The organism is Pseudomonas sp. Pseusp88, from assembly GCF_047303955.1.
In the GTDB taxonomy this organism is placed as follows: Bacteria; Pseudomonadota; Gammaproteobacteria; order Pseudomonadales; family Pseudomonadaceae; genus Aquipseudomonas.
Window position 1 is genome coordinate 19,516 of record NZ_JBGLYM010000026.1, and the last position, 26,647, is coordinate 46,162.

The following is a 26,647-nucleotide window of genomic DNA, read 5'->3' on the forward strand; positions in this document are numbered from 1 at the left end:
GCGGATTCTGCGCGCGGCAGCACCCGAATTATCAGGGATACGTGTAGGGTAGAGACGCACAACCATCGGACTGTGTATAGCACCAGGCTTGTTATAGACGCCTCATCTCGTCCGCTACCGATGGCTGATTCCTCCTCCTGACAAAGCTTTTGCTGACAGGGTGTCCTAATCGTCACCACAGCAAGCAGGAAACGTCGTCGCGACCCCCAGGCCCCGTTGGCCGGGATCATCGCTAGACACTTGAGTGTCCAACCACTCTTGACGTGCCCTGACACCGACCGTGAGAAGTCGTGTGTGCCGAACGCCGTTTCCGGCAGCCCGGAAACCGACGGTACTACATGAAAAGAATGCTGATTAACGCAACTCAACCCGAAGAGTTGCGTGTTGCACTGGTAGACGGCCAGCGCCTCTACGACCTGGACATCGAGTCCGGTGCACGCGAGCAGAAGAAGGCCAACATCTATAAAGGCCGGATTACTCGCATCGAACCCAGTCTTGAGGCTGCCTTTGTCGATTTCGGCTCTGAGCGCCACGGCTTCCTGCCCCTCAAGGAAATCTCCCGCGAGTACTTCAAGAAAGCCCCCGAAGGCCGCGTCAACATCAAGGACGTCCTGAGCGAAGGCCAGGAAGTTATCGTCCAGGTCGAGAAAGAAGAACGTGGCAACAAGGGCGCAGCCCTGACCACCTTCATCAGCCTGGCCGGTCGTTACCTGGTCCTGATGCCGAACAACCCGCGTGCCGGCGGCATCTCGCGCCGCATCGAAGGCGAAGAGCGCAACGAACTGCGTGAAGCGCTGAACGGCCTGATCGCCCCTGCCGACATGGGCCTGATCGTGCGCACTGCCGGCCTTGGCCGCAGCAGCGAAGAAATGCAGTGGGACCTCGACTACCTGCTGCAACTCTGGACCGCCATCAAGGAAGCGTCCCTGGATCGTTCGGCGCCTTTCCTGATCTACCAGGAAAGCAACGTCATCATCCGCGCCATCCGCGACTACCTGCGCCAGGACATCGGCGAAGTGCTGATCGACAGCGTCGAAGCCCAGGAAGAAGCCCTGACCTTCATCCGCCAGGTGATGCCGCAGTACGCCAGCAAGATCAAGCTCTACGAAGACAGCGTTCCGCTGTTCAACCGTTTCCAGATCGAAAGCCAGATCGAGACCGCCTTCCAGCGCGTCGTCGAACTGCCTTCCGGCGGCTCCATCGTTATCGATCCGACCGAAGCCCTGGTGTCCATCGACATCAACTCGGCCCGCGCCACCAAAGGCAGCGACATCGAAGAAACCGCCCTGCAGACCAACCTTGAAGCCGCCGAAGAAATCGCCCGTCAGTTGCGCCTGCGCGACATCGGCGGCCTGATCGTCATCGACTTCATCGACATGACCCCGGCCAAGAACCAGCGCGCCGTGGAAGAAAAAGTCCGCGAAAGCCTGGAAGCCGATCGTGCCCGCGTCCAGGTCGGTCGCATCTCGCGCTTCGGCCTGCTGGAAATGTCCCGTCAGCGCCTGCGTCCGTCCCTGGGCGAGAGCAGCGGCATCGTCTGCCCGCGTTGCAACGGCACCGGCATCATCCGTGACGTTGAATCGCTGTCCCTGGCGATCCTGCGCCTGATCGAAGAAGAAGCCCTGAAAGACCGCACTGCCGAAGTCCGCGCCCAGGTGCCGATCCCGGTTGCAGCTTTCCTGCTCAACGAAAAACGCAACTCGATCACCAAGATCGAACTGCGCACCCGTGCCCGTATCGTCATCCTGCCGAACGATCATCTGGAAACGCCGCATTTCGAAGTCCAGCGTCTGCGTGATGACAGCCCGGAAGCCCACAATAACCAGTCCAGCTACGAAATCGCCGCTGCCGCTGCCGAAGTGGAAGAAGTCCAGCCAGCTGCCGCGACCCGCACCCTGGTTCGCCAGGAAGCTGCGGTCAAGACAGCTCCAGCCCGCGCCAACGCGCCAGTACCGGTAGAAGCTCCCGCACCGGTCGCACCGGCCCCTGTTGCCCATGAGCCAAGCCTGTTCAAGGGCCTGGTGAAATCCCTGGTCAGCCTGTTCGCGACCAAGGAAGAGCCAGCCGCTGCGCCGGTTGTCGTCGAGAAGCCGGCTGCCGAGCGCCCTGCGCGCAGCGAAGAACGCCGCAACGGTCGTCAACAGAGCCGTGGCCGTACCAACCGTCGTGACGAAGAGCGCAAGCCGCGCGAAGAGCGTGCGCCACGTGAGGAACGTGCCGAGCGCGCCCCTCGCGAAGAGCGTGCTCCGCGTGAAGAACGCGCGCCACGTGAAGAACGTGCACCGCGCGAGCCGCGTGAAGTACGTGACGATGCCGCCCCGCGTGAAGAACGCCCGGCCCGTGCCCCACGGGAAGAGCGCGCACCGCGCGAGCGCAAGCCACGTGAAGGTCGCGAAGGTCGTGAAGAACGTCCGGTTCGCGAACTTCGCGAGCCGCTGGATGCCGCCCCGGCAGTCAGCCTGCAACGTGAAGAGCGCCCTGAGCGCGCACCACGCGAAGAGCGTCAGCCACGTGCGCCGCGTGAAGAGCGTCAACCACGTGCCGAGCAGCCAGTAGTTGCGGCCAGCGAAGAAGAACTGCTGCCGAACGAAGAAGCCCTGCAGGACGAGCAGCAGGACGGCGCCGAAGGCGACCGTCCACGCCGCCGCTCCCGTGGCCAGCGTCGTCGCAGCAACCGTCGTGAGCGTCAACGCGACGCCAACGGCAATGTGATCGAAGGCTCCGAAGAAAGTGAAGGCGAAAACGAAGGCACTGCGGCTGTCGCTGCCGTCGTGGCAACTGGCGCAATCGCGGCTTCCGTCGAAGGCGTGATCAGTGCCCAGGCCGAAGCCGAAGCTCATCGCCAGGCCGAACGCGCTACTGCCGCCGTGCCTGCCTCGGCACCGGCTGCTGTAGAAGCGAATACCGTCGAAACGCCAGTGGTCGAAGCCCCTGCCGAATCGACACCTGACGCTGAAACTGTTGTTGAAGCGCCATCGTTCGAAGCAGCTACCGTCGAAGTGCCAGCTGTTGAAGCACCGGCCGCCGACGAACACTTCAAGCTGGAAAGCGCTCCGGACGTAGAAGTACAACCGGTCGTCGAAGAGGCACCTGCACCGGTTGAAGTGCCAGCCGCCCAGACCGAACTGTTCAGCGCACCTGAGCCGTTCACGCCAACCCCTGCGCCAGTAGCAGAAGTAGCGGTCCAGGCACCGGTTGCCGACAGCGTCGTGGTCACCGAGTCGGCCGAGCTGCCAACGCCTGAACCTGTGGCTGAGGCGGTAGTGGCTGCCGAGCCAGCGCCTGCACCCGTTGTCGAAGCCGTTACCGAGCCGGTTGTCGCGCCAACGCCTGAGCCAGCCCCGGCCCTGCCGGTTAGCAGCAATGGCCGTGCGCCGAACGATCCTCGTGAAGTGCGTCGTCGCAAGCGTGAAGCCGAGCGTCTGCAGAAGGAAGCCGAAGAGGCCGCAGCTGCCGCCGCCAGCGCACCGGTTGCCGAACCGGCTCCGGTTGTCGAGGCTGCACCGGTCATCGAAGCGGTAGAAGCTGCACCAACCGTCGAAGAAACCGTGCAACCTGCTGAAGAAGTCGTTCAGCAACCAGCCCATGAAGAGCACCACGAGCACAAGCCCCTGGTCTGATTCATTAGCTGAATAAAAAGCCCCGCCTGTGCAGACAGGCGGGGCTTTTTTATTCCTGCGGACTTCTGAAATGTGTGACCGGCTTTAGCCGGGAAGGCGATATGGCAGACGATATAAATGTATCAGTCATGCAGCCCATTCCCGGCTAAAGCCGGTCCCACCGTTTTGGGTTTTACTCGGAAAAAATCAACGCCTGCGGCACATCCACATCCCACACCACGCCGGGATCGGTCACCTCGACCAACTGCACGGTCGCCGTATCAAATAACCGCCGTGCCCCGCGATCTCCACTCAGGCTCATCAACCCCGCCCCCAGCTCCCGACCAAACCCCACCGGATGCCCGCGCTCACCCTGATATACAGGCACACTGATAGCATCGGCGCGCACGCTGGCGGCAATGGCTTGCAAGGTCTCAGGCAGAATAAACGGCATATCCCCCAGCACCACCAGCCAACCGGCACAATCCGGTTCGGCAGCCACAGCTGCGGCGATGCTGTCGCCCATGCCGGGGGAGTCCAGTTGCAGCAGGGTGCAGTGATATTGATGGGCGAGTCGGGCGACGTCAGCTTGATCCGGGCGGGTGATCACCAGATACTTATCCACAACCCCTCGCAGGTTGAGCAGGACCTGCTCAAGCACAGGCCTTTCGATTCCGTCACGGCCCACACAGGGCGCCAGCAGTTTACTGGCACCCTCCCCGGCCACGGCCTGATAGCGGCTACCCAATCCGGCAGCCAGGACAACGGCACAAAGCGGTGCGGCCATAAGGACCTCAGTAGAGATTGGGCTCCATCTCAAGCATGACGCCGAAACGCTCGGCAATGTCGCCCTGAATGCGCCTTGCCAGGGACAGCAGCTGTGTGCCCGTCGCGTGACCATGGTTGACCAGCACCAGAGCCTGCAACACATGCACCCCGGCATCGCCGTCGCGGAAACCTTTCCAGCCAGCCTGTTCGATCAGCCAGCCCGCCGCAAGCTTCACCTGACCGTCGCCCTGTGGATAAGCCACCAGCCCGGGATAGCGGTTCTTCAGCTCCGCAGCCTGAGCCGCCGCAATCACCGGGTTTTTGAAGAAGCTCCCGGCGTTACCCAGCACCGCCGGGTCAGGCAGTTTCTCGCTGCGAATGGCGCAGATCGCCCGGCTCACATGCATGGGCGTAGCCTTCTCGATACCCATCTGCTGCAAGCGCTCGCGCACCGGCCCGTATTCCAGATGCAGTTCCGCCACCCGTGGCAGCAGGAAACGCACCCGCAGGATCAGCCAACGCCCGGCCTCGCGCTTGAACAGGCTGTCGCGGTAGGCAAATTCGCACTCGTCGCGAACAAACTCGCGCAGCTCGCCGGTCTGGCGGTCGATGGCGGTCAGGCTGTGGAATACATCCTTGATCTCGACTCCGTAGGCGCCGACGTTCTGGATCGGCGCAGCACCCACCGTGCCGGGGATCAGGCTGAGATTTTCCAGCCCGGCCATGCCCATCTCCAGGCACCAGAGCACGAATGGATGCCATGGCTCTCCGGCCTCGGCTTCAACCAGACCGTGGGAGCAATCCTCGCGCAGCACGCGAATACCACGGCTGGCCATACGCAGCACCAAAGCCTGCACATCAGCGGTCAACAGCAGATTGCTGCCACCGCCGATGACCAGCACCGGCAACGCCTGGTTGGCCGCATAGGCCAGTGCCTCACGCACTTCGTCGTCGTTATGAGCTTCGGCGTACTGCTGCGCACGCACATCGACACCAAAAGTGTTGAACGCTTTGAGCGAGACATTGTTCTTGATCTGCAACGTCACGCCTCCAGCAAGCGTCTTACGCGCTCAAGGTCTTCAGCGGTATCGACGCCGGCTGGCGGTGCTTCCAGGGCATCGGCCACATGGATACGCACACCGTGCCAGAGTGCCCGCAGCTGTTCGAGGCTTTCGGTATCTTCCAGCCAGCAAGGGCCCCAGCTGACGAAATCAGCGAGAAAGCCAGCGCGATAGGCGTAGATACCGATATGCCGACGATACGGCACATCGGCTGGCAACCGGTCGCGGTCACGAGCCAGGGCATCGCGGGCCCAGGGCAGCGGCGCACGACTGAAGGTCAGGGCCAGGCCATTGATATCGCTGGTGACCTTGACCACATTCGGATTGAACAGCGCCGCCACGTCGTCGATGGGCTCGGCCAAAGTCGACATTCGCGCCTCGGGATGAGCCGCCAGGTTGTCCGCCACCTGATCGATCACCGCCGGAGGAATCATCGGCTCGTCGCCCTGCACGTTGACCACGATGGCATCAGGCGCCAGGCCCAATTGCGCGGCAACTTCAGCCAAGCGATCAGTGCCGGAATTGTGATCATCGCGGGTCATCAGCACTTCGGCCCCGAACAGCTGGCAGGCGTCGAAGATGCGCTGATCGTCAGTCGCTACGACAACGCGCTCGGCACTGCTTTTACGCGCCTGCTCCCAGACCAACTGAACCATGGGCTTGCCGGCGATGACCTTCAGCGGCTTGCCGGGAAACCGGCTGGAGCCGTAACGCGCCGGAATGACCACCGTGAACGCCGCGGTCATTTATCCAGACGCTCATCGGTAGTCAGGGTGCGGGCTTCGCTTTCCAGCATCACCGGGATGCCGTCGCGGATCGGGTAGGCCAGGCCGGCGCCTTTGCTGATCAGCTCGGTTTTATCGGCGCTGAGCTTGAGTGGCCCCTTGCAGATCGGGCAGGCGAGGATGTCGAGCAACTTGGTATCCATAGGAGTTCCTGGGCAATTCATGGCAAAAGTCGTAATAACTGCTGGTCGAACCACGCTATAAAGGCCGCTGAAGGCGCCGCGTCCACCGCCAGGTAGAACCAGTCATCGGCAGCGAAGGCGCGGCATTTGACGGCGTCCTTCTCGGTCATGACCAACGGCAGCGACGGGCTGAACGTCAGCGCCTGGGCGCTGTATTCGGCGTGGTCGGCAAAGGCATGGGCGACAGGCCGCCAGTGTAGACCTTCGAGGGTCTTGAAGAAACGCTGCGGATTGCCGATCCCGGCCACCGCATGCAGCGCCTGACCGGCGGGAAAATGCTCCAGCGCCACACGTTCGCCGCTGCGCAGATGCACCAGCGCAGAGGGCTTGAGGGTAAAGGCGAAACCATCTTCGCGATCGGCAGCGGCGCCGTTATAAAGCAGCGCATCGACACTGTTCAGGCGCTCCACCGGCTCGCGCAGGGGACCGGCAGGCAGGCAACGACGATTGCCCAGGCCGCGGGCGGCGTCGATCAGCACCAGTTCCAGGTCGCGAGCGAGGCGATAGTGTTGCAGGCCGTCGTCACAGAGAATCAGGTCCAGAGGCTCGGCGGCGAGCAAGGCGCGGACGGCACTGCTGCGATCCGGGTCGATCATCAACGGCACGCCGCTGCGCTGAACAATCAGAAGGGGTTCATCACCGGCCTCAACAGCGCGCTGCTCGGGCAGCACTCGCCATGGCAGGCTCGGCGGCCTGGCACCATAACCGCGGCTGACCACGCCGACCCGCAGGCCGCGCTGACGGCAGTGCTCGATCATCCACAGGATCAACGGTGTCTTGCCAGTGCCGCCAACGGTGATATTGCCCACCACCAGCACTGGCACCGGGGCGCGGTAGATATCGCCCTCCCCGGCCACAAAGCGCGCCCGCTTGCCCCGCACCACGCGCCGGTACAAGGCCTCCAGCGGACGCAGCAACGTCAGTGCCGGATGGCCGTTGTACCAGGCGTCGAGCAGGCGGTCGGTGAATGCCATCAGTTAGTCGATGCGGCTTCGATGGTGGTCATGCGCAGATGGCTGAAACCCAGCTTGCCCGCCGCGTCCATGGCCGTGATCACCGCTTGATGAGGGGTCTTGCCGTCGGCACTGATGGACAACGGCAGGCTGGTGTCGCCACCGGACTCACGTTGCAGCGCATCGATCAGGGTGGTCAGGTCATTCTTCGGCAGCAGCTGGTTATTCAGCGCATAAATGCCGTCGGCATTGATGGTGATATCCAGGTGCTTGCGGGCGGCGTCGGTTTCAGGGCTGCCGGTAACCGCCTGGGGCAGGTCTACACGCAGCTGGGTTTCCCGGGTGAAAGTGGTGGTCACCACGAAAAACAGCAGCAGGATAAAGACCACGTCGATCAGCGACACCAGGTTGATGTCGATGTTTTCCCGAGGCTTGCGGCGGCGGAACTTCACTTCTTCTTGCCCTCGGCCAGATCGACGTCACGGTCGCCCTGCACCACTTCCACCAGCTTGATCGCTTCCTGCTCCATGCCCACCACCAGTTCATCGACCCGGCTTTGCAGGAAACGATGGAAGAAGATCGCCGGAATACCGACCATCAGGCCGGACGCGGTACAGATCAGCGCCTTGGAAATACCGCCGGCCAGTACGCCAGCGTTGGCGGTCATGCCCGAATTGGTGAACGAGCCGAAGATATCGATCATGCCCAGTACGGTGCCGAGCAGGCCGAGCAACGGCGCCATGGCAGCGATGGAGCCGAGGGTGCTGAGGTAGCGCTCCAGATCATGGATGACTCGCGCGGCGGCCTCTTCGATGCACTCTTTCATGATCTCGCGACCATGCTTGGAATTGGCAAGGCCGGCGGCCAGAATCTCGCCAAGAGGCGAATCGGCACGCAGTTCCTTGAGCTTTTCCTTGTCCAGTTTCTTGTCTTTGATCCAGCGCCAGACCTGGCCCAGCAGGTGCGGCGGGGTGATGCGGGCTGCACGCAGTGTCCACAGGCGTTCGATAATGATACCGACCGCGGCAATGGAACTCAGAATGATCGGCAGCATCATCCAGCCACCAGATTTGACCAGTTCCCACACAGTGACCACCCCCAGAAAAAAGTGGCGCCACTCTATCATAGGGTCGTCGGCTGGCCGTAGTGCGGGATCAATATCCGTGCTGTCAGTCACGCCAGAAACGTCGCCGCGCACGCTCTGCCACAGGGCTGTCGAAGGCGCCCAGACGCAGGCTGAGCGCGCCGCTCTCGGCACTGTCCCAGGTAGCGATACCCAGGTAGCGATAGCGCGACATCACTAATGGATGCGGGTGGCCGAAGCTGTTATTACGCCCCCGGGAAATCAGCACGCCCCTGGGCGCCACGGCATTGAGCAAGGGTCGCGACGATGAAGTGCGACTGCCGTGATGGGGCGCCTGCAGCCATTCGGCACGCACATCGAAGCCGCTGTCCACCAGGACCCGCTCGGCCTGGGCATCGATATCACCGGTCAACAGCAACCGCTCACCGCCGGCCTCGACCTTCAATACGCAGGACGCCGGATTGCTCTCCCGGGCCTGCTCCCAGCGCCAGGTGCTAAAGGTAACACCGTCCCACTCCCAGCTTTCGCCGTTGCGGCACAACTGCACCGGCAACGCCTCAGGAATGCCGATCTGTTGGCCACCCAATACCCGCTTGATCGGCAAGGCTCGCTGCACCGCCAGGGCGCCGCCGGTATGGTCCAGATGAGCGTGGCTGAGCAGCAGCACATCCAGCGCCCGCACACCGCTCTTGCGAATGGCGGGGACCACCACGCGCTGACCGATATCGACATCGCCGACGCGCGGCCCGGCGTCATACAGCAGAGTGTGCTGACGGGTGCGCAGCAGGATGGCCAGGCCCTGGCCGACATCCAGTTGCAGTACCTCGACCTGGCCATGGGGCACGCTCTTCTGGGGGGCAAATACACAGAGCAGCAATAGCGGCCAGCCAAGGGGACGCAGTGGCACGCCTGCAGGCAGCAGCAAGAACAGCGCGCCCAACAGACTTAACAGCCACGCCCACCCCGCAATGGCGCTGGGAATCCAGGCCGGTAACCAGCCTGCGAACAGCGTCAGCGCACGGAACAGCCAGTCCAGCGCGCCCCCGGCCAACCAAAGCAAAGCCTCGCCGACAACGGGCACCGGCAATAACAACGTACCCAACAGCGCAGGCGGCAGCACGACGAAACTCACCCAGGGCACCGCCAACAGATTGACCAGCGGCCCGCTGAGGCTGATCGGCAGGTTCAAGGCCAACAGAATCGGCAGCAGGCCAAGAGCGATCAGCCATTGCGCGCGGTTCCAGCTGTGCAGCCAGCCCCAGGCCCCCAAGCGACCACTGAAGATCAGGATCAACACGGCCACCGCAGCGAACGACAGCCAGAATCCCGGTTGCAGGCTGACCAGTGGCTCGCTGAGCAGCACCAGATTCAGTGACACCACCAGCGGCCAGAGCACGCCCAGATGACGAAAGCGCCAGCGCCACAACAGCACCATGCCGACCATCACACAGGCCCGCCGCACCGGCACATCAAAACCCGCCAACAAGCCATAACCGAGGGCGGCAGCAAAGGCCAGCAAGCAGGCACAGGGCAGCCACGGCAGACATCGCGGCCATAGCCCGTAACGCGCCAGCCCGGCAATCAGGCCATAGACCACACCCGCCAACAGGCCGATATGCTGCCCGGAGATCACCAACAGATGCACGGTGCCGGTGTCCTGCAACACCTGCCAGTCCGCCGTCGACAGCCCGGAACCATCACCAATGACCAAGGCCGCCAATCCGCCCTCCCGGCCCTGGGCATCCACCGCCAGCAAGCGCTGACGAATAGCGTCACGCCAGCCACCACGGGCCTCGCTCAAGCGCTCACCGTCGACCACCGTACCCGTGGCACCAATGCGCTGGGCCAACAGCCAGGCGGTGTAATCGAAGGAATGGGGATTAATCAGCCCGGCCGGACGCTTGAGCTTGACCGCCAGACGCCAGTGTTCGCCGCTGCGCACCTCGGGGCCACTGTACCAGGACACCCGAATGCGTTCGGGAAGGGGTGTTCGGCGCGATTGCGCGCCCTGCACTTCGAAACGCACCACGCCCTCGTTGCTATCGGGCAGGCCGACAACTTTGCCCTGCAGCCACAGGGTCTGACCGTCGAGACGGGGCGGGAGTCGGTCGTTCAAGGCAGATTGGGCGGATACACAGGCCCATGACAGGCCCAGCAGAAACAAGGCCATGGGGTAGGTGCGAAATGGCAGCAGCATCAAGGCGACCGCCGCCATCAACAAAAGCCAGCCAACCGATGGCAAAGCTGGCAGGAAACGCAGGGCCAGCATGCCCAGCGCCAGCGCGATCATCCCTGTGCGCATGAAGTCCCTCGATCACCGAAAAAGGTATCGAAAGGGCTTAGACCATGTGCTCAGGGAGAGTCGGGATCAAGTGTCACAAGGTCTGTAGCGACCCTGCGTTCCTGGGACATTTTTTATTTTGAGGATGGCCAAGATTGTGGGAACGAAATGTGGAGGCGGATTTTGTGGGAGCGAATTCATTCGCGAACGCGGCCCGTCAGGCCGTAGAGATATATTGAATCTCCCGGCCTCTTCGCGAATGAATTCGCTCCCACAATTCACTCCCGCAAAATCCGCTCCTACAAAATCTGCTCCTACCTGGCGCAGCTGTTACTGACGCATCCCGCGCCCACTCACCAGCAACCGTGCACAGCCGATATACAGCACGATGGTCGCCACAACCATAAAGGTCATCGCCACGTCGATCTTGATATCGGACACGCCCAGGATACCGAAGCGGAAGGCGTTGACCATGTGCAGCACCGGGTTGGCCAGGGATACGGTCTGCCAGAACGGCGGCAGCAGGGTGATGGAGTAGAACACCCCGCCCAGGTAGGTCAGCGGCGTCAGGACGAAGGTCGGAATGATCGAGATATCGTCGAAGTTGCGCGCATAAACGGCGTTGATAAAGCCCAGCAGCGAGAAGATCGTTGCCGTCAGCAGCACCACTGCCAGGGTCACGCCCAGGTGATGCACCTGCAGATGGGTGAAGAACAGCGACAGCAGGGTCACGATCACACCGACGATCAGGCCGCGCAGCACACCGCCGAACACGTAACCGACCAGAATGGTGTGGGGCGAGACCGGCGAGACCATCAGCTCTTCCACCGAACGCTGGAACTTGGCACCAAAGAAGCTGGAGACCACGTTACCGTAGGAGTTGGTGATCACCGACATCATGATCAGGCCCGGCACGATGTACTCCATATAGCTGAAGCCACCCATGCCACCGATCTGCTTGCCGATCAGGTTGCCGAAGATCACGAAGTACAGAACCATGGTGATGGCTGGCGGGAGCAGGGTCTGGGGCCAGATCCGCATGAAACGCCGCACTTCACGGTAAATGATGGTGTTGAGGGCAATCAGGTTGGGACGCAGTTCACTGTTCATTGCGCCACCTTCGCCAGGTTTTTTTCCACCAGTGACACAAACAACTCCTCAAGGCGGTTGGTTTTATTGCGCAGGCTCAGAACTTCAACATTCTGTGCCGCCAGTTGGCTGAACAGCGCGGTAATGCCGATGGTCTTGTCCACCTGCACTTCCAGGGTGTGGCTGTCGACCAGTCGCGACGGGTAGCCGATCAGCGAAGGAGCCGTCTGGTAGGCGTCCTTCAGGTCGAGCAGGAAGGTCTCGACATGCAGCGTGTTGAGCAGGCTCTTCATGCTGGTGTTCTGCACAATCACGCCGTGGTCAATGATGCCGATATTACGGCACAGCTGCTCGGCCTCTTCCAGATAGTGGGTGGTCAGGATGATGGTGATGCCTTTCTCGTTCAGCTCGGTGAGAAAGGTCCACATCGACCGGCGCAACTCGATGTCCACGCCCGCAGTCGGTTCGTCGAGGATCAGCAGGCGCGGCTCATGCACCAGAGCGCGAGCGATCATCAGGCGACGCTTCATGCCACCGGACAGCGAACGCGACGGCACATCGCGCTTGTCCCACAGGCCCAGCTGGGTCAGGTACTGCTCGGCACGTTCCTTGGCGATCTTCGGCGGGATGCCGTAGTAACCGGCCTGGGTCACGACAATGTCGAAGGTCTTTTCGAACTGATTGAAGTTGAACTCCTGGGGCACTACGCCAATGGAGCGCTTCAGCGCTGCCGGGTCGCGGTCCAGGTCATGGCCAAAGATATTCACCGTGCCGCTGGTCTTGTTGACCAGGGTCGAGATGATCCCGATGGTGGTGGATTTACCGGCGCCGTTAGGGCCGAGCAAGGCGAAGAAGTCACCTTCGGCCACGTCCAGATCGATACCACTCAGGGCCTGGAAACCGTTGCCGTAGGTTTTGGTTAGCTGCCGGATGGACAGAGCGGAACTCATATCGGAAAAAACACCAATAAAGGAAGAATAGGGAAATAGATGAGGCCGTACGCTTTGATTCAACGTTCTTGTCGGAGCGCAAGCAATGCCAATGGTGCTTGCCCGCGCCCCTCAAGTACAGCGACATATATTGATAGTAGGTATTAACTCAACGCGGTCATGACTGCCCGTTGGTAGGCCGGGCGGGCTTTCAGGCGTTCGTACCAGGCTTCGAGGTTGGGCAGCGGCGGGCGTTCAATCGGCATTTCAAACCAGGCATAAATAAAGCTTCCCAGGGGAATATCGCCCATGCCCAACTGTGCGCCGGACAGGTACGGCTGCCTGGCCAGGGTCTTGTCCGCCACCAGCAAAAGGCCATGCAGCACCTTGATCCCCTCATTGATCTGCGCCCAGTCCTGCTGCTCAGGCGCGGTGCGCAATACCCCCCAGAACACCGGCTTGAACGGATCGGCCAGGGTCGAGGTGGTCCAGTCCATCCACTTGTCTGCGGCGGCACGTTCCTGGACATCGGCGGGATAGAACGGCGAATCCGGCGCATAGCGAGCGGCCAGGTAGCGCACGATGGTATTGGACTCCCACAGCACGAAGTCACCGTCCTCGATCATCGGGATGCGACCATTGGGATTCTTCGCCCGGTATTCCGCCCCTTCCACCAGACCGAATGCACCGCCGGCATCCAGGCTCTGGTAAGGAATGTTCAGTTCTTCGGCGATCCACAACGCCTTGCGCACGTTGGACGAGTTCTTGCGGCCCCAGATTTTCAGCATGTCATGCCTCTGCATACACTCCAAAGATGCGCCGTAGTCTACTCTGCGCAGGCAGCGTTCAGGCCAGAGGTTCTTGCGCATCGGCCATTTGCCGAACTAGAGCGCTGGCAGAGGGTCACTATCCACACACCCAATACGTAGGAGCTGCCGCAGGCTGTGATAGTGGTGGGTCAGGCAAAACCTATCGCAGCCTGCGGCAGCTCCTACAGAAAGCTCACTCGACTCAGGTGCTCAGGAGTTGGCTGACTGCTCATCACGGAGGAATATGTATGTTGCTGTTGCTGTGGATTGTGCTGCTGCTCATCGGGATCGCCTGGCTGGCCCATCGACGTATCGCGCCCATGCCCGCTCTGGGTGCGGTGGCTGTTTATCTGCTGGCCATGGGCATCTTCAGCCGCGCGCCGGGGGGCCTGTTGCTGGTGTTCTGGGTGCTGTGGGCCATTGTCGCCCTGCCCCTGGCCCTGCCGGACCTGCGCCGCCAATACTTCACGGCACCCATGTTCCGCTGGTTCAAGAAGGTTCTGCCGCCCATGTCGGCCACCGAGCGCGATGCCATCGACGCCGGCACCGTGTGGTGGGACGGAGAACTGTTCAGCGGCCGTCCGAACTGGGACACCCTGCTGGCCTACCCCAAGGTGCAACTCACTGAAGAAGAACAGGCCTTTATCGACGGCCCCACGGAAGAACTCTGCGCCATGGTCAGCGACTGGCAGATCGGCCAGGACATGGACCTGCCGCCCGAAGCCTGGGCGCATATAAAGGAACACGGCTTCTTCGCCCTGATCATTCCCAAGGAATACGGCGGCAAAGGCTTCTCTGCTTATGCCCACTCGCAAGTGGCGATGAAACTGGCGACCCGCAGCGGCGACCTGGCTTCCACCGTGATGGTGCCCAACTCCCTCGGCCCGGCCGAGCTGCTGCTGCACTACGGCACCGACGAACAACGTAACCACTATCTGCCGCGCCTGGCCCGTGGCGAAGACATTCCCTGCTTCGCATTGACCGGCCCTCTCGCTGGTTCCGACGCTGGCGCCATGCCCGACACCGGCATCATCTGCAAGGGCCAGTGGCAGGGCGAAGAAGTCATCGGCCTGCGCTTGAACTGGGAAAAGCGCTACATCACCCTCGGCCCCGTCGCCACCCTGCTCGGCCTGGCCTTCAAGGCCTACGACCCCGAGTATCTGCTGGGTGAAGAAGAGGACCTGGGCATCAGTCTGGCGCTGATTCCCACCGGGACCGAAGGCGTCGAAATCGGCCGCCGTCACCTGCCACTGGGTGCCGCTTTCATGAACGGCCCCAACTCCGGCAAGGACGTGTTCATTCCCCTGGACTTCCTCATCGGCGGTCAGGCCATGCTCGGCAAAGGCTGGATGATGCTGATGAACTGCCTGTCCGTAGGCCGTTCCATCTCCCTGCCTGCGGTCGGCACCGGCGCCGCCAAGTACACCAGCCTGGTCACCGGCCAGTACGCCAACGTGCGCGAGCAATTCAACGTGACTTTGGCCGCGTTTGAAGGCATTCAGGAAGCCCTGGCCCGTATCGGTGGCAACGCCTGGCTGATGGACAGCGCGCGGATGCTGACCGCCAATGCCGTGGATCTTGGAGAAAAACCCTCGGTTTTATCGGCGATCCTCAAATACCACCTCACCGAGCGCGGCCGCGAATGCATCGGCCACGCCATGGACGTGCATGGCGGCAAGGGCATCATCATGGGCCCGAATAATTACCTGGGCCGTAACTGGCAGGGTGCGCCGATTTTCATCACCGTCGAAGGGGCGAATATTCTCTCGCGCAACCTGATGATCTTTGGTCAAGGCGCGATTCGCTGCCATCCGTTCGTGCTCAAGGAAATGGCCCTGGCCGGCCGCGCCGACCATGACCAGGCCCTGCTGGAATTCGACCAACTGTTGCTGCAACACATCGGCTTTGCCGTGAGCAACGCTGCCAGCACCTTTATCCTCAACCTCGGCCTCGGTCGCTTCGAGGCGGCCCCCGGCGATACCCTGAGCCAGGGTTACTTCCGCGCCCTTAACCGGCAGTCGGCAGCCTTCGCCCTGCTGGCCGACCTGAGCATGATGCTGCTGGGCGGCGAACTGAAACGTCGCGAACGTCTGTCCGCCCGCCTTGGCGACGTGCTCAGCCATCTGTACCTGGCCTCGGCAGCGCTCAAGCGTTACCACGACCTCGACTCCCCGGATTACCTGCACCCACTGTTCCACTGGGCCATGGCCGAAGCCTTGGGCGAATCGGAACGCGCCCTGGACGAACTGCTGAGCAATTTCCCCAATCGTTTCCTCGGCGCCTTGCTGCGCGTCGTGGTTTTCCCCTTCGGCCGCCGTCACAAAGGCCCGAGCGACGCCCAGGATGCCGCTGTTGCCCAAGTGCTGGGCCGCAGCAAAGGCGATCCGACCCTGGAAGCCGTACTCGCCGGTTGCTATCGCCCGCAGTCGCCCCAGGATCCTGTCGGCGCTCTGCAACACGCCAGCGACCTGCTCGCCGCCGCCCAGCCGTTGCACAAGAAGCTGCATGTCGGCCTGAAAAACGGCCAGATCAATCCCGCCCCCGGCGAGGCCCTGATCGATGCCGCAGTGGAGGCTGGCGTGTTGCAAGCGGGCGAAGCCATCAGCCTGCGCGAAGCAGAAGCGGCGCGGCGCCGGGTAATTGATGTGGATGATTTCGACAAGGATGAATTGACGTTGAGCGCAGGTAAGGTGCGCTAAGCTTTCTCACGCCAAGCGCACACTTTGTGGGAGCGGATTCATCCGCGAAGGCATTATCTCAAGCGATGAAGATTTGGCGGATGCACTGACCTCTTCGCGAATGAATTCGCTCCCACAGAATTCGCCTCCACAGCTCGCTCCCACAAGGTGAGTAACACAGGCGGCATGATGGGCCTTATACTTCCCCGCCTGTTTTTTGCCCTTTTGAGGAATCCCCATGGCCGATGCCACTCTCGACCACCATCTCACTCTGCTGACGCACCTGCGTGGCATTCTGGTCGCTCTGGGCGAAGCCGAGCAGGTGCCGGAAGAAAGCCATGAGCTGTTCATGGAGCGCTACGACGAGTTGATCACCCTGCTGCCCCAGGACCCGATCGAAAGCCAGTACCTTGGCCAGGACCTGCTGTGCCAGGTGATCCAGCGTTATCCACAGATTGCCCATCTGGTTCCCCGTGACCTGCTGTGGTTCTTTGCCGGTGACTGCCTGCACTTCATGCCCGACGAAGAAATCGAGTTATACCAGGCCCTGGACGAACGTCGTTACGAAGCCGAAGCCAATGACGAACCCTTCGATTGGGGTCGGGAGAAACAACTTCTGGCGTTATCGGCGCAAGGTAACAGCAAGCACTGAGTGAACAGTAGCTGTTGGCCGGGAAGATACTTGTCGCAAATGAATGAAATGTGTCGTTTTTAATTCAACTGCAACCCGTCTCTTCCTGACAGGCCCACAGCCATTAAGATGGCGGATTACCGCCATTGCAAAAAAACCTCGTCAAATTAACTATTTATATAAATTTTCGGCTTTTAACGAATCCAGCCTCGCTGCCGAATAGAAGTACCCTGCCTTCCTCAAGTACACCTTCCAGAACTTAAGCACCCGCCAACGCCTTTGAAAACAAGTCTGTCTGGACAGTAGCGTTGAATAGTCAGTCTTTTCCTACCTTGACGCACAACATGCAAATACTGACTGACCCACGCTGTAAATATTCGGCATTCCGAACAAAACACCCGGCGAAATTCGGCATTCCGAACAATGTCACGGCGTAATCCAACTTAATATTTACTTTCCAATAAAATTCAGTCAGTTAACCGCTGAAACAAATTGCAATATTTGGCACAGTATCTGCTTATTCAGTGTATCCACTGTGCCGTGCAGGCCGTTAACGTTGATCGCTTCTCGTAAAGTTGCCCATCTACGGTGCACCAGGAAGTGCTCACGGGTGACAGCGCAGGGCAAACAATAGTGCTTGATGACGGTCAAAGTCTGGCACTTAGCCATACCTGCAAGTAATTAAAGAAACCCGAAACAGTAACTATTGCCGTGGATAATACCGTTTGTCTGAACATGGAAACCAAAAAGGCGCGTTCCCCTGATCGCCGATAAAAACCTCATTCATAAAGGTTTAATCATGACCCTCAACAGAACCAGTCTCGCAAAGATGGCCCCACTCAGCGCGCTGGATACGCCTGACCCGGAAAACGCCATCTGCTTCGGCCCTTTCGCGCTTTACGTCCAACAACACCTGCTGTTCAAGCATGGCGAACCGGTGCAACTGGGCAGCCGGGCCCTGTTGCTGCTCATCGCCCTGGCAACCCGCGCCGGTGAGCTGTTGGAAAAGAACGAATTGCTAGCACTGGTCTGGCCCAAGGTCATCGTCGAAGAATGCAACCTGCGCGCCCAGGTCGTGACTCTGCGCCGGGCTCTGGGCGACGAGGGTGACTTTGCCTATATCGTGACAGTGCCGGGCCGCGGTTACCGATTTGTTGCCCCGGTCACCATTCAGGAAATGCCCCAGCAGGTCATCACGCCACCGGTGGTCCAGGCCAGCGCCGACCTGCCCCCCCTCAACAGCCAGGTCATCGGTCGCGATGGGCTATTGCAGAGTCTGGGCGAACACCTGCAACAACGCCGCTTCGTCACCATCACCGGCCCAGGCGGGATGGGCAAGACTACCGTCGCCCTGGCCCTGGCCAACAGCCTTACCGAGCACTTCCCCCAAGGCATGGCCTTTCTCGATCTGGCACCGATCAGCGGTACGTTGCTGGTCAATGGCATGCTGGCCTCGGCCCTGGGGATCAATTCGACCAGCACTGACCCCTTGCAGGAAATCGGCAGCAGCCTTGACCAGCATCGCCAGTTGCTGATCCTCGACAACTGCGAACACGTTCTCGAAGAAGCCGCCAATGCCGTGGAAACCCTGCTGCGTCAGGCACCCCAGTGTTGCGTGCTGATTACCAGCCGCGAGCCTCTGCACGCTGACGGCGAGTTCGTCCACGATCTGGCGCCCCTGCAAGTGCCCCCGGACGATGCCGGGCTGTCCGCTTATGAGGCCCTGGCCTATTCCGGCATCCAGCTGTTCGTCGAACGGGTGGCCGCTCATGATCCGGATTTTGTTTTCAGCGATGCCGACGTCGCCGCCACAGCTGCCATCTGCCGCAAGCTCGACGGCAATGCATTGGCTATCGAGATCGCCGCTGCCCGGGTGCGCACCTTCGGTATCGCCTATCTGGTGGAATTGCTCGACGGCACTTTCCGCCTGCAAATGACCGGTCGCCGCACCGCCCAACCGCGCCATCGCACCCTCAGTGCCGCGCTGGACTGGACTTACGCCATGCTCTCGGCCGACGAACAGGCGATGCTGCGCCAGCTCTCGGTCTTTACCGGTGCCTTCACTCTCGGCGCGGTAATGGCGGTGATTGATCTGAGTCAGGGCGAGGCCCACGACCCGGCCGCCTTGCTGGAAAGCCTGATGGACAAGTCACTGCTGATCGCCGGCTCTGCCATCCCGGTCAAGCGTTACCGGCTGCTGGAAACCACGCGCCTGTACGCGGCGGAAAAACTCGCCCAGCATATGGAAGCGCCAGATACCGCGCGCCGCCACGCCATCTACACCCTGAGCGAACAACGCCGCGCCGTACAAAACCTTGAGCGGATGGACAACGACGCCTGGCTGGCCCTGTACGCGGCAGAAATCGACTGCGTGCGTTCAGCCCTCAGCTGGGCCTACTCGCTGGACGGTGACCAGGCCTTGGGAGTCGAATTGACCCTGATGAGCGTGCCACTGTGGCTGCGTTTGTCGCGGGTCGGCGAATGCCATGACTGGGTCAATCGCGGCCTGCAGATCGCTGCACATTTTGCCTCGGTCATGCCGCGCCAGCGCATGCTGCTGCTGACCGTCTCGGCCAGTGTCATGGTGCTGACCTACGGCGCCGGGCAAAAGATTCGCGAGGCCTGGAAACGGGTTATCGAAGACGCCCGCATCCTGGGTGACACCGAACACGAACTGCGCGGCCTGTGGGGCTTATGGAACGACCGCTGCTGCAGCAATCAGCATGAGGAAGCCCTGGAACTGGCCAACCGCTACGTCCAGCTCAGCGAAAGCAGCGGCAGCGCCGACCGCCTGTTGCTCGGCCGACGCATGCGTGCCGCACCGCTGTTTCACATGGCTGACCTGGACGGTGCACGCCAGGCCATCAGCGAAGCCCTGAGTTCGCCACTGTCGCCTCGCAGCCATATCATCGACAGCCATTTCGACCAACGCATCGGCGCACGCTCACTCAAGGCGCAGATCCAGTTATTACAGGGCCACGTCGGCCAGGCACTGCTGACCATCGACGGCAACGTCGAAGAAGCGATGCGTGCCCTGCACCCGGCCAGCCTCTGGTACACCCTTTGCCTGAGCGCCATTCCCGCCACGCTGCTGGTTGGCCATGTGCAGAAAACCCGACATTTCCTCAAGCTGTTGCAAGACAGCGTGGCCCGCAATGACCTGCATATCTGGCGCCTGTTTACCCGCTGCTTCGAACACATCCTGTTGATCCGCGACGGCGCCCCCGAAGAAGGCGTACCGCGCCTGGGCGAAGTGCTCAATCAACTGCATGAACTGGGCGACAGCCCGATATACAGCCTGGTGCGCAGCGAATACGCCCAGGGGCTGGCCATGCTTGGCCTGAGTCAACTGGGCCTGGAGGTGCTGGACGAAACCCTGTTCATCACCGCCGCCCGCAAGGAATACTGGTTCCGGCCCGAGCTGCTGCGGGTCAAGGCCCAGCTGCTGCTTGGCCAGGGCAACCCGGAGCTGCTGCCTCAGGTGCACCAGATCCTCAATAAAGCCATGAACGAAGCCGATACCCAGGGCGCGAGTTTCTGGACGGCGCGGATTTCGGCGGATATGGCGCGGCTGGCCGGACCTGCGGCCCATGAAGTGACGTTTATGGCACGGACATAACCGACCTGTGAAAGCCCCGTAACCAGCTGAATCAAACCCGATCCTGTGCAGGCTCTGTGGGAGCACGTGCATATCGTCGGTTGTGTTGGAGCGAATTCATTCGCGAAGGCGGTGTTGCAGGCGATGAAGATGCGTCGGATGTACTGGCCTCTTCGCGAATGAATTCGCTCCCACAATCGTCTCTCACAATTCACCTCCATAAACCCCATCCCGTTCTAACGTGAATATGACAACCCCAATTTCACACCCGTGAAAGCTTGTGCAACCTTGTCAAGGTTGTCTGTTGTCAGAGGTGCATTGACCTACCATCGGACCGTTATGAATCCCAGCGGACGGCCCCTCAATGATCACCAGACCCGAATCCACCTCCTCGAACACCCCGGCACCGGCCAAAGCCGTCGGCAAGGCTTTTGAAACCCTGTTGGACAAGGCGCGCCTGCTGGCCACCACGCCCGAGGAGCCGTCGTCCGACAAGACCTTCAAGCCCAAGGTCCTGACCAAGAGCAATCAGCCCGAAGTCGGCACCAGCAAACCCACCGACGCCGACAGCTACAAGGCCATCACCGCCCTGCCGGAAAAACTCGACATCGACAAACTCAAGGTCGTGGCCGAAGACAAGGACGGCGGGGTGATCTACTTCGAACACGAAGGCAGCAAGTACCAGATCAGCCGCAGCGCCGCCGAAGAGGTGCAGCCCGGTTACGAGACCATAGAGAACCTGCGTTTCGGCCACGCAGTGCCCACTCGCGAAGACCCGGGCCCGGACCACGGCACCCAACTGTTCGACCTGCTGCACACCCTGGCCGAGACCCAGGGCACGCCTGCGGGCAAGATTATCCGCGACAGCCTGTCTAACCCGGACAAGGAGTTGTTGCGCAAGGATGACGACCAGTTCCTGCTGGACAATATCGACAAGGTCGAGAAGCCCGCCGACGGCGTGCTCAAGGTCACGTTCAAAAGCGGCAAGGAACTGACCATTGCCAAGGGCGTTACCCCGGAAGCCTTCAAGGCCTATTCCGGTGCCGGGCAGACCCTGGAAAAACTTGGCGAGGGCGAGGCCAAGGGCTTCGAGAAAATCACCGCCCTGCCCACCGGCTTCAAGCCCGACGGATTGAAGATCGTTTCCGAAGACACTGACAGCGGCGTGATCCTGTTCGAACACGACGGCCACAAATACATGATCAGCCAGGACGACGCCGCCGCCAACGATCGCAGCTACGATGCCCTCGATACCAATGTCGGCGGCCAACCGGCTCCGGCCGATCGCGGCAGCCAGCTGTACGATTTCCTCCATGCCTTGAGCGCGACCCAGGGCACCCCGGCGTTCGACTACATCAAGAATGCTCGCACCCTGCCCGACCAGCACCTGGTCAACAACGGTGAAACCGCACTGCCACTGAGCGGCATCAGCAAGGTCGATGCACCCACTGACGGCATCCTCGTCGTCACCCAGAGCGACGGCAAGTTACTGGTGGTCTCGCGCAACCTCAGCCCTCAGGCCTTCCTCGATTACTCGAACAAGGGCCAGACCCTCACCGGCCTGGAAAAGGCCAAGGCCGACGGCTACGTCAAGGCCGGGCCAGGGGATTATCTACCGTCCACCGAGGACATCATGAGCGTCGGCGGCGTCGGCGACTATGGTCCCGGCCTGATCGCCTTTACCTACCACAAGCCCGGCGGCGCCGAGGAGAAGATCATCGTCTCCCAGGACGATAACCCGCAGATGTTCGATCAGATTTCCTCGTACCGCACCGACATTGCCGAACAGACCACCGACGTCGACAAGCTGCGCGCCGACAACGGTTTGCCGCCACTCAAGGACGTGTCGGTGGATGATCTGGCAACCACCGAGAAAGACGATAACGGTCAGCCCCTGTCGGTGCGCGACCTGGCGATCAGGACCCTGATCGACGAGTACCGCGCCGGCGTCAAGGACGGCAGCATCGGCCACGACGACCCACGGGCCAAGTTCGTCCGCGCCCTGGAAGCCAAGAGCATGTCGGAAAACGGCATGTCGATCATTCCCGAGCACGGCTTCACCAACCAGGGCAGCGCCACGGACCCGGAGAACGTCACCTCCCGGGACGTGCGCGAACATATATTCGACAGCAAGGCCATCGATGCCCAGATCGGTACCCTGATGGGCGACGAGACCATCATGAAAGACCTCAAGACCCACCACGACAACGCCGTAGGCAAGGTCGAGGGCGGTTCGGCCAAGGTCGATGAAACCCGGCAGAAGCTGATCGACAGCACCTCGTCGGAAAACTTCGTCAAATACATCGACTCGCTGCAGGCCGATGGCAAGACCGAGCTGGCCACCCAGGAGATCCAGACCGCTTACGCCGGGCTTGCCGATATTGATCCGGCCAAGGCCGACGAATTCCTGCAGAACGTGCAGATCGACGGCTACACCATGGAGCTGGACAAGCTGGTCGCCGACCCGAGCAAGATTTCCGATGAAAACACCGCCCTGGCCGGTACCGACAACGCCCTGCTGATTCTGCAGGCGCTCAAGGCCAGCGGTGACGGCATACCGCGGCGCTCCCTGGCGACCTACGAGAAGTTCGTCGAGCTGTTGATGAACGACAAGAACGCCGCGACCGACTTCGGCAAGGTCATGTCCAACCTGGGCGACACCTGGCAGGCCAACGGCAAGATCACCCTGGACGATATCAACAAGGCGGTCAGCGCCGACCTGATGCCCGGAATGAGCGCCGAGAACCGTGGCGCCTTTACCAAGAACCTGGCCTTCCTCAGCGATAACGGCGTGCTCGGCTCCATGGGTGGCGCGATTTCCATGGGCCGGGCGATTTACCAGCTGGTCGGCAAGGGCGGCAGCCTGGCCGATACGCCCCGCGAGCGGGTCGGCATCGCCAACGACTTCGTCGGTTTCCTCAGCACCGGCTCGCACTTCGCGACGCTTGGCACCAAGACCTTCGACAAGATCATGGGCACCAACGCCTACAAGATGATGGGCCTGGACCGCTCGGTACCCGCCATCTGGAGCAAGCCGGGCGGCGTCACCGGCCCTGATGTACCGCGCTCGGTCGAGGAGATTCAGAACAAGTACTACAACATCATCGACGACGCCATGGCCGACGGCAAAGATGTCGGCAAGGCCCTCAACGGCCAGCCATTCGACGAAGCATCGATGACCAAGCTGCACGAAGGCATCGAAAAAGGCATCGAGAAACGCGGTGGCGTGGCGGGTGCAGGCAAAGTGGCACGCATTGCCGGCAGCGCGATCAAGGTCATTGGCGCCGCCGCCGACGTGGTAGGCGGGGTGATAGGCGTGGTTACCGGCGGCCTGACCATCCGTGACGGCGTACGGGAAAAAGACCCGATAAAGATTGCCTCCGGCTCACTGTCGGTGGCCGGCGGCGTCAGCAGCCTGGTCGGTGCGGCCGGCAGCGTGGCCGGGGCCATTGGCGTGACCGGGCGCCTGATTCCGCTGCTCGGCCCGGTGGGCTTCCTGTTCTCCGGGGTGTTCTCTTTCGTCGGCGCGATCCTCGGCGATATCAAGTCGGCGAAACTGCACAAGGTCTCGCTGCAGAACTGGGACCAGATCAAGGACTTCAAAGCCGACGGCCTGCTGCAACCCAACGGCGACGAAGCCTACGTGTGGCTACAGACCTACCTCTCCGACTGGGGCCAGCGCGACGCACCGGGAGACCAGAGCATCTTCGACTTCCGCAAGGAAGAATGGGATGCCCGCTCAACTGCCAAGGGCGACAACCGGGTCGATCACCCGGACTATATCGGTGACGGCAATAACCGCCGCTCCGAGGATTACAAGTTCTCCACCCGCCCCTCGGAGTGGACCAACGATAACCACGACATTATCTGGCGGACCACCGATGGGTATGGGGGTGAATATCACGATGTGGATAACAGCTGAGGCTGCCTAGGCACGCACCCGTAGATACTTATGGGCCGAATATTAATAGCGGCTTCTGTGGGAGCGAATTCATTCGCGAAAGCTTTGTTCCGGACGCCGCCAATGTGTTGGATGTACTGGCCCCTTCGCGGATGAATCCGCTCCCACAGATATCGATGATATTCACGCGCTATTGTGGGAGCGATTCATTCGCGAAAGCTTTATTTTCGGACGCCGCCAATGTGTCGGATGTTCTGGCCCCTTCGCGGATGAATCCGCAAGTCCGACGATATGCATGCGCCATTGTGGGAGCGAATTCATTCGCGAATACGGTATTTCAAGCGATAAAGATGGGTCAAATGTACAGGCCATTTCGCGAATGAATTCGCTCCCGCAACTCTCTTCCGGAAAATTAGCCATCACCGCCGGCACGCTGATTCCTAGATCAACCGCGCCGCCACCAACAAATCCGCCACAGCCTGAAAGGTCTGGTCCGGCACCGGGTCCCCCGGCACTGCCCGCCTGGCAATCTCGCCAGCCAGGTTCGGGTCCATGGCGTGGGCGATACCCAGTCGGGTCGCTTCGGCGAGGATCGCCGGGGAATCCGCAGGCTCCGTGCGGCTGACCACAATGGGCACCGGAGTTTCCCCGCGCACATAACGCAGCCCCACCACCCAGCCACCGGAGACGCCGATCACCAGCGAGGCCCGGGCCAGTCCCAGCTTGGTCGCCAAAGCCTGCATTTCACGACGCTGACGCTGGCGCTCGCTCTTGATCAACGGGTCGCCGTCGATGTCCTTGCGTTCACGCTTCTGCTCGCTGCGGGTCATTTTCATGTCGCGACCGAACAGCCAGCGCTGCATCAGCACGTCTACCCCGCCGACCAGCAAAAACGCCGCCAGCACGGTAAACACCAATGGCTTGAGCACCAGAAAGAACGTCGATTCGATGCAGCCCGCGCCACAGCGTGAAGACTCCATCAGCGCCTGCAAGGCATGCCGCCCGACCACGTAGAATGCCAGCCCGAGCAGATGCACCTTGACCAGGCCCTTGAGAAACTCCACCACGTTGCGCAAGGCGAAGATGCGCTTGAAGCCCTCAGCCGGGTTGATCCGCTTGAAGTCCGGCTTGATCGGTTCCACCGAGAACACCACGCCGCGCATGGTGATCAGGTTGGTCAGGATCACCACACCCATGGTCACCGCCATCACCGGCAGGGTAATGCTGATCAGCAGGCGCTCGGCGGTATCCAGCACTCGCGGCCACACCGTAGCGAAGGGTTCGATATAGATCTGCGCGGTCAGGTCGATCAGTTTGCGCACCTGGGCCTCGGCCCGTGGCGCCATGATCGAGATGCACAGGGTACAGAACAGAATGACCATGCCCGAGACCAGGTCCTGACTCTTGGCGACCTGGCCTTTCTTGCGCGCGTCCTTGAGTTTCTTATCCGTGGCGGGCTGGGATTTCTCTTCGCTGGTATCAGCCATGGCCGTCGCCTACCAGGCTCTTGAGCAGCTCCACGGTGCCACGAAATTCCGCCAGTTGATCGAGCATCAGCGGGATCAGGAAGCCGATATAGATCACCATCAGGATGGTGAAAAACAGGTTCTTCACCGGCAACGACAAGTCGAAGATATGCAGGCTCGGCGCCATGCGCGACAGATAGGCCAGCATCAGGTCGGTGACCAGTAGCGAGATGATCAGCGGCGAAACCATCAGCACACCGATGCGCATCACCTGATCGAGGATCGACAGCACTGCCAGCAACGCCGACGAGGCAAACAGCGGCGTAAAGGCAGTGACCGGCCATAACTGGTAGCTATGAAAATAGCCGTCGACCATCAGGATAAAGCCGCCGGACATGAAGAACAGGGTGATCAGCATCACCGTCAAAAGCGTCGCCATGACACTGGACTCTCCGGACGACAACGGGTCCACCAGTTGCGCCATGGTTGAGCCACGTTGCAGATCGATCAGCTCCCCCGCCACTTCCGCCGCCCAGAACGGAATGCCGAACAACAGGCCGACGAGCAGGCCGATCAGGAACTCCTTGATCAGCAAACCGGCGAGCCAGAAGCTGCCGTGCTCGGGCATGGAGGTGAACGCCGTAAAGGTCGGCAGGAACATGGGCACCGAAATCGCCACCGCCACGCAGCCACGGATCATCCCGGTGAGGCCCAGGCGATTGAACGCCGGGGTAATCACCACCAGACCCATGGCCCGGGAAGCCGACAGCGCCGCCGAGCTGATCACCGGGTAAGCGACCTCGAGGAAGGTGTTGACCAGAGCGGCATCCATG

General features: G+C 61.2%; 18 protein-coding genes. 5 read left to right on the forward strand and 13 right to left on the reverse strand.

Going from position 1 to position 26,647, the window contains the following annotated elements; translation table 11 throughout:
- Positions 1–347 precede the first annotated feature (347 nt).
- Positions 348–3,620 (forward strand): ribonuclease E, encoded by a 3,273-nt coding sequence (gene rne, locus ACCD02_RS25025; RefSeq protein WP_413308021.1) that lies wholly within the window; start codon positions 348–350, stop codon positions 3,618–3,620.
- A gap of 172 nt (positions 3,621–3,792) precedes the next feature.
- On the opposite strand, the gene ACCD02_RS25030 is transcribed toward rne, so the two are convergent.
- From ACCD02_RS25030 to ACCD02_RS25080, 11 genes are all read right to left on the reverse strand, one after another.
- Positions 3,793–4,386 carry a nucleotidyltransferase family protein gene (locus ACCD02_RS25030; RefSeq protein ID WP_413308024.1) on the reverse strand — a complete coding sequence of 198 codons (594 nt, stop codon included), beginning with the start codon at positions 4,384–4,386 and terminating at the stop codon, positions 3,793–3,795.
- A gap of 7 nt (positions 4,387–4,393) precedes the next feature.
- Positions 4,394–5,413, reverse strand: coding sequence for a UDP-N-acetylmuramate dehydrogenase (gene murB / locus ACCD02_RS25035; protein ID WP_413308027.1), 1,020 nt, complete (start codon positions 5,411–5,413; stop codon positions 4,394–4,396).
- Positions 5,410–6,174 carry a 3-deoxy-manno-octulosonate cytidylyltransferase gene (gene kdsB / locus ACCD02_RS25040; RefSeq protein WP_413308030.1) on the reverse strand — a complete coding sequence of 255 codons (765 nt, stop codon included), beginning with the start codon at positions 6,172–6,174 and terminating at the stop codon, positions 5,410–5,412. Before kdsB ends, murB begins: the two co-directional genes overlap by 4 nt.
- Positions 6,171–6,356, reverse strand: coding sequence for a Trm112 family protein (locus tag ACCD02_RS25045; RefSeq protein ID WP_003174668.1), 186 nt, complete (start codon positions 6,354–6,356; stop codon positions 6,171–6,173). Before ACCD02_RS25045 ends, kdsB begins: the two co-directional genes overlap by 4 nt.
- 17 nt (positions 6,357–6,373) lie before the next feature.
- Positions 6,374–7,369, reverse strand: coding sequence for a tetraacyldisaccharide 4'-kinase (lpxK, locus tag ACCD02_RS25050; protein ID WP_413308035.1), 996 nt, complete (start codon positions 7,367–7,369; stop codon positions 6,374–6,376).
- Positions 7,369–7,800: an ExbD/TolR family protein gene (locus ACCD02_RS25055; RefSeq protein WP_413308037.1), complete on the reverse strand. Its 432-nt coding sequence runs from the start codon at positions 7,798–7,800 to the stop codon at positions 7,369–7,371. The genes lpxK and ACCD02_RS25055 overlap by 1 nt, the downstream gene beginning before the upstream one ends.
- On the reverse strand, positions 7,797–8,435 hold the full coding sequence (locus ACCD02_RS25060; RefSeq protein ID WP_413308156.1) for a MotA/TolQ/ExbB proton channel family protein: 639 nt from the start codon (positions 8,433–8,435) through the stop codon (positions 7,797–7,799). The genes ACCD02_RS25055 and ACCD02_RS25060 overlap by 4 nt, the downstream gene beginning before the upstream one ends.
- A gap of 82 nt (positions 8,436–8,517) precedes the next feature.
- Complete coding sequence (locus ACCD02_RS25065; RefSeq protein ID WP_413308039.1) at positions 8,518–10,734, reverse strand: DNA internalization-related competence protein ComEC/Rec2; 2,217 nt, start codon at positions 10,732–10,734, stop codon at positions 8,518–8,520.
- Between the two features lie 309 nt (positions 10,735–11,043).
- Positions 11,044–11,823, reverse strand: a complete 780-nt coding sequence (locus ACCD02_RS25070) for an ABC transporter permease (RefSeq protein ID WP_413308042.1) — start codon at positions 11,821–11,823, stop codon at positions 11,044–11,046.
- The gene (locus ACCD02_RS25075; RefSeq protein ID WP_413308045.1) at positions 11,820–12,752 is read right to left on the reverse strand and encodes an ABC transporter ATP-binding protein; all 933 of its coding nucleotides are present in this window, start codon (positions 12,750–12,752) and stop codon (positions 11,820–11,822) included. The genes ACCD02_RS25070 and ACCD02_RS25075 overlap by 4 nt, the downstream gene beginning before the upstream one ends.
- A gap of 143 nt (positions 12,753–12,895) precedes the next feature.
- Positions 12,896–13,519, reverse strand: a complete 624-nt coding sequence (locus ACCD02_RS25080) for a glutathione S-transferase (RefSeq protein WP_413308047.1) — start codon at positions 13,517–13,519, stop codon at positions 12,896–12,898.
- Between the two features lie 272 nt (positions 13,520–13,791).
- Here ACCD02_RS25080 and ACCD02_RS25085 point away from each other — a divergent pair, with 272 nt between their 5' ends.
- From ACCD02_RS25085 to ACCD02_RS25100, 4 genes are all read left to right on the forward strand, one after another.
- Positions 13,792–16,239, forward strand: coding sequence for an acyl-CoA dehydrogenase (locus ACCD02_RS25085; protein ID WP_413308159.1), 2,448 nt, complete (start codon positions 13,792–13,794; stop codon positions 16,237–16,239).
- A 217-nt stretch (positions 16,240–16,456) separates the two neighbouring features.
- The gene (locus ACCD02_RS25090) at positions 16,457–16,870 is read left to right on the forward strand and encodes a PA2817 family protein (RefSeq protein ID WP_259099556.1); all 414 of its coding nucleotides are present in this window, start codon (positions 16,457–16,459) and stop codon (positions 16,868–16,870) included.
- Between the two features lie 778 nt (positions 16,871–17,648).
- A complete protein-coding gene (locus ACCD02_RS25095; protein ID WP_413308049.1) occupies positions 17,649–20,468 on the forward strand; it encodes an ATP-binding protein in 2,820 nt (939 codons plus the stop codon).
- A gap of 343 nt (positions 20,469–20,811) precedes the next feature.
- Positions 20,812–24,369 carry a hypothetical protein gene (locus tag ACCD02_RS25100; RefSeq protein WP_413308051.1) on the forward strand — a complete coding sequence of 1,186 codons (3,558 nt, stop codon included), beginning with the start codon at positions 20,812–20,814 and terminating at the stop codon, positions 24,367–24,369.
- Between the two features lie 419 nt (positions 24,370–24,788).
- Here ACCD02_RS25100 and ACCD02_RS25105 read toward each other — a convergent pair whose 3' ends face one another.
- Together ACCD02_RS25105 and sctT are read right to left on the reverse strand one after the other, a co-directional pair.
- Positions 24,789–25,835 carry an EscU/YscU/HrcU family type III secretion system export apparatus switch protein gene (locus ACCD02_RS25105; protein WP_413308054.1) on the reverse strand — a complete coding sequence of 349 codons (1,047 nt, stop codon included), beginning with the start codon at positions 25,833–25,835 and terminating at the stop codon, positions 24,789–24,791.
- Positions 25,828–26,646 (reverse strand): type III secretion system export apparatus subunit SctT, encoded by an 819-nt coding sequence (sctT, locus tag ACCD02_RS25110; RefSeq protein ID WP_413308057.1) that lies wholly within the window; start codon positions 26,644–26,646, stop codon positions 25,828–25,830. The genes ACCD02_RS25105 and sctT overlap by 8 nt, the downstream gene beginning before the upstream one ends.
- Position 26,647: the final 1 nt, after the last annotated feature.

Bases quoted from the DNA above. Each gene is read 5' to 3' on its own strand.
- rne (WP_413308021.1), top strand. From the start codon at position 348: ATGCTGATTAACGCAACTCAACCCGAAGAGTTGCGTGTTGCACTGGTA.
- ACCD02_RS25030 (WP_413308024.1), bottom strand. From the start codon at position 4,386: ATGGCCGCACCGCTTTGTGCCGTTGTCCTGGCTGCCGGATTGGGTAGC.
- kdsB (WP_413308030.1), bottom strand. From the start codon at position 6,174: ATGACCGCGGCGTTCACGGTGGTCATTCCGGCGCGTTACGGCTCCAGC.
- ACCD02_RS25045 (WP_003174668.1), bottom strand. From the start codon at position 6,356: ATGGATACCAAGTTGCTCGACATCCTCGCCTGCCCGATCTGCAAGGGG.
- lpxK (WP_413308035.1), bottom strand. From the start codon at position 7,369: ATGGCATTCACCGACCGCCTGCTCGACGCCTGGTACAACGGCCATCCG.
- ACCD02_RS25065 (WP_413308039.1), bottom strand. From the start codon at position 10,734: ATGCGCACAGGGATGATCGCGCTGGCGCTGGGCATGCTGGCCCTGCGT.
- ACCD02_RS25070 (WP_413308042.1), bottom strand. From the start codon at position 11,823: ATGAACAGTGAACTGCGTCCCAACCTGATTGCCCTCAACACCATCATT.
- ACCD02_RS25075 (WP_413308045.1), bottom strand. From the start codon at position 12,752: ATGAGTTCCGCTCTGTCCATCCGGCAGCTAACCAAAACCTACGGCAAC.
- ACCD02_RS25080 (WP_413308047.1), bottom strand. From the start codon at position 13,519: ATGCTGAAAATCTGGGGCCGCAAGAACTCGTCCAACGTGCGCAAGGCG.
- ACCD02_RS25090 (WP_259099556.1), top strand. From the start codon at position 16,457: ATGGCCGATGCCACTCTCGACCACCATCTCACTCTGCTGACGCACCTG.
- ACCD02_RS25095 (WP_413308049.1), top strand. From the start codon at position 17,649: ATGACCCTCAACAGAACCAGTCTCGCAAAGATGGCCCCACTCAGCGCG.
- ACCD02_RS25100 (WP_413308051.1), top strand. From the start codon at position 20,812: ATGATCACCAGACCCGAATCCACCTCCTCGAACACCCCGGCACCGGCC.
- ACCD02_RS25105 (WP_413308054.1), bottom strand. From the start codon at position 25,835: ATGGCTGATACCAGCGAAGAGAAATCCCAGCCCGCCACGGATAAGAAA.
- sctT (WP_413308057.1), bottom strand. From the start codon at position 26,646: ATGGATGCCGCTCTGGTCAACACCTTCCTCGAGGTCGCTTACCCGGTG.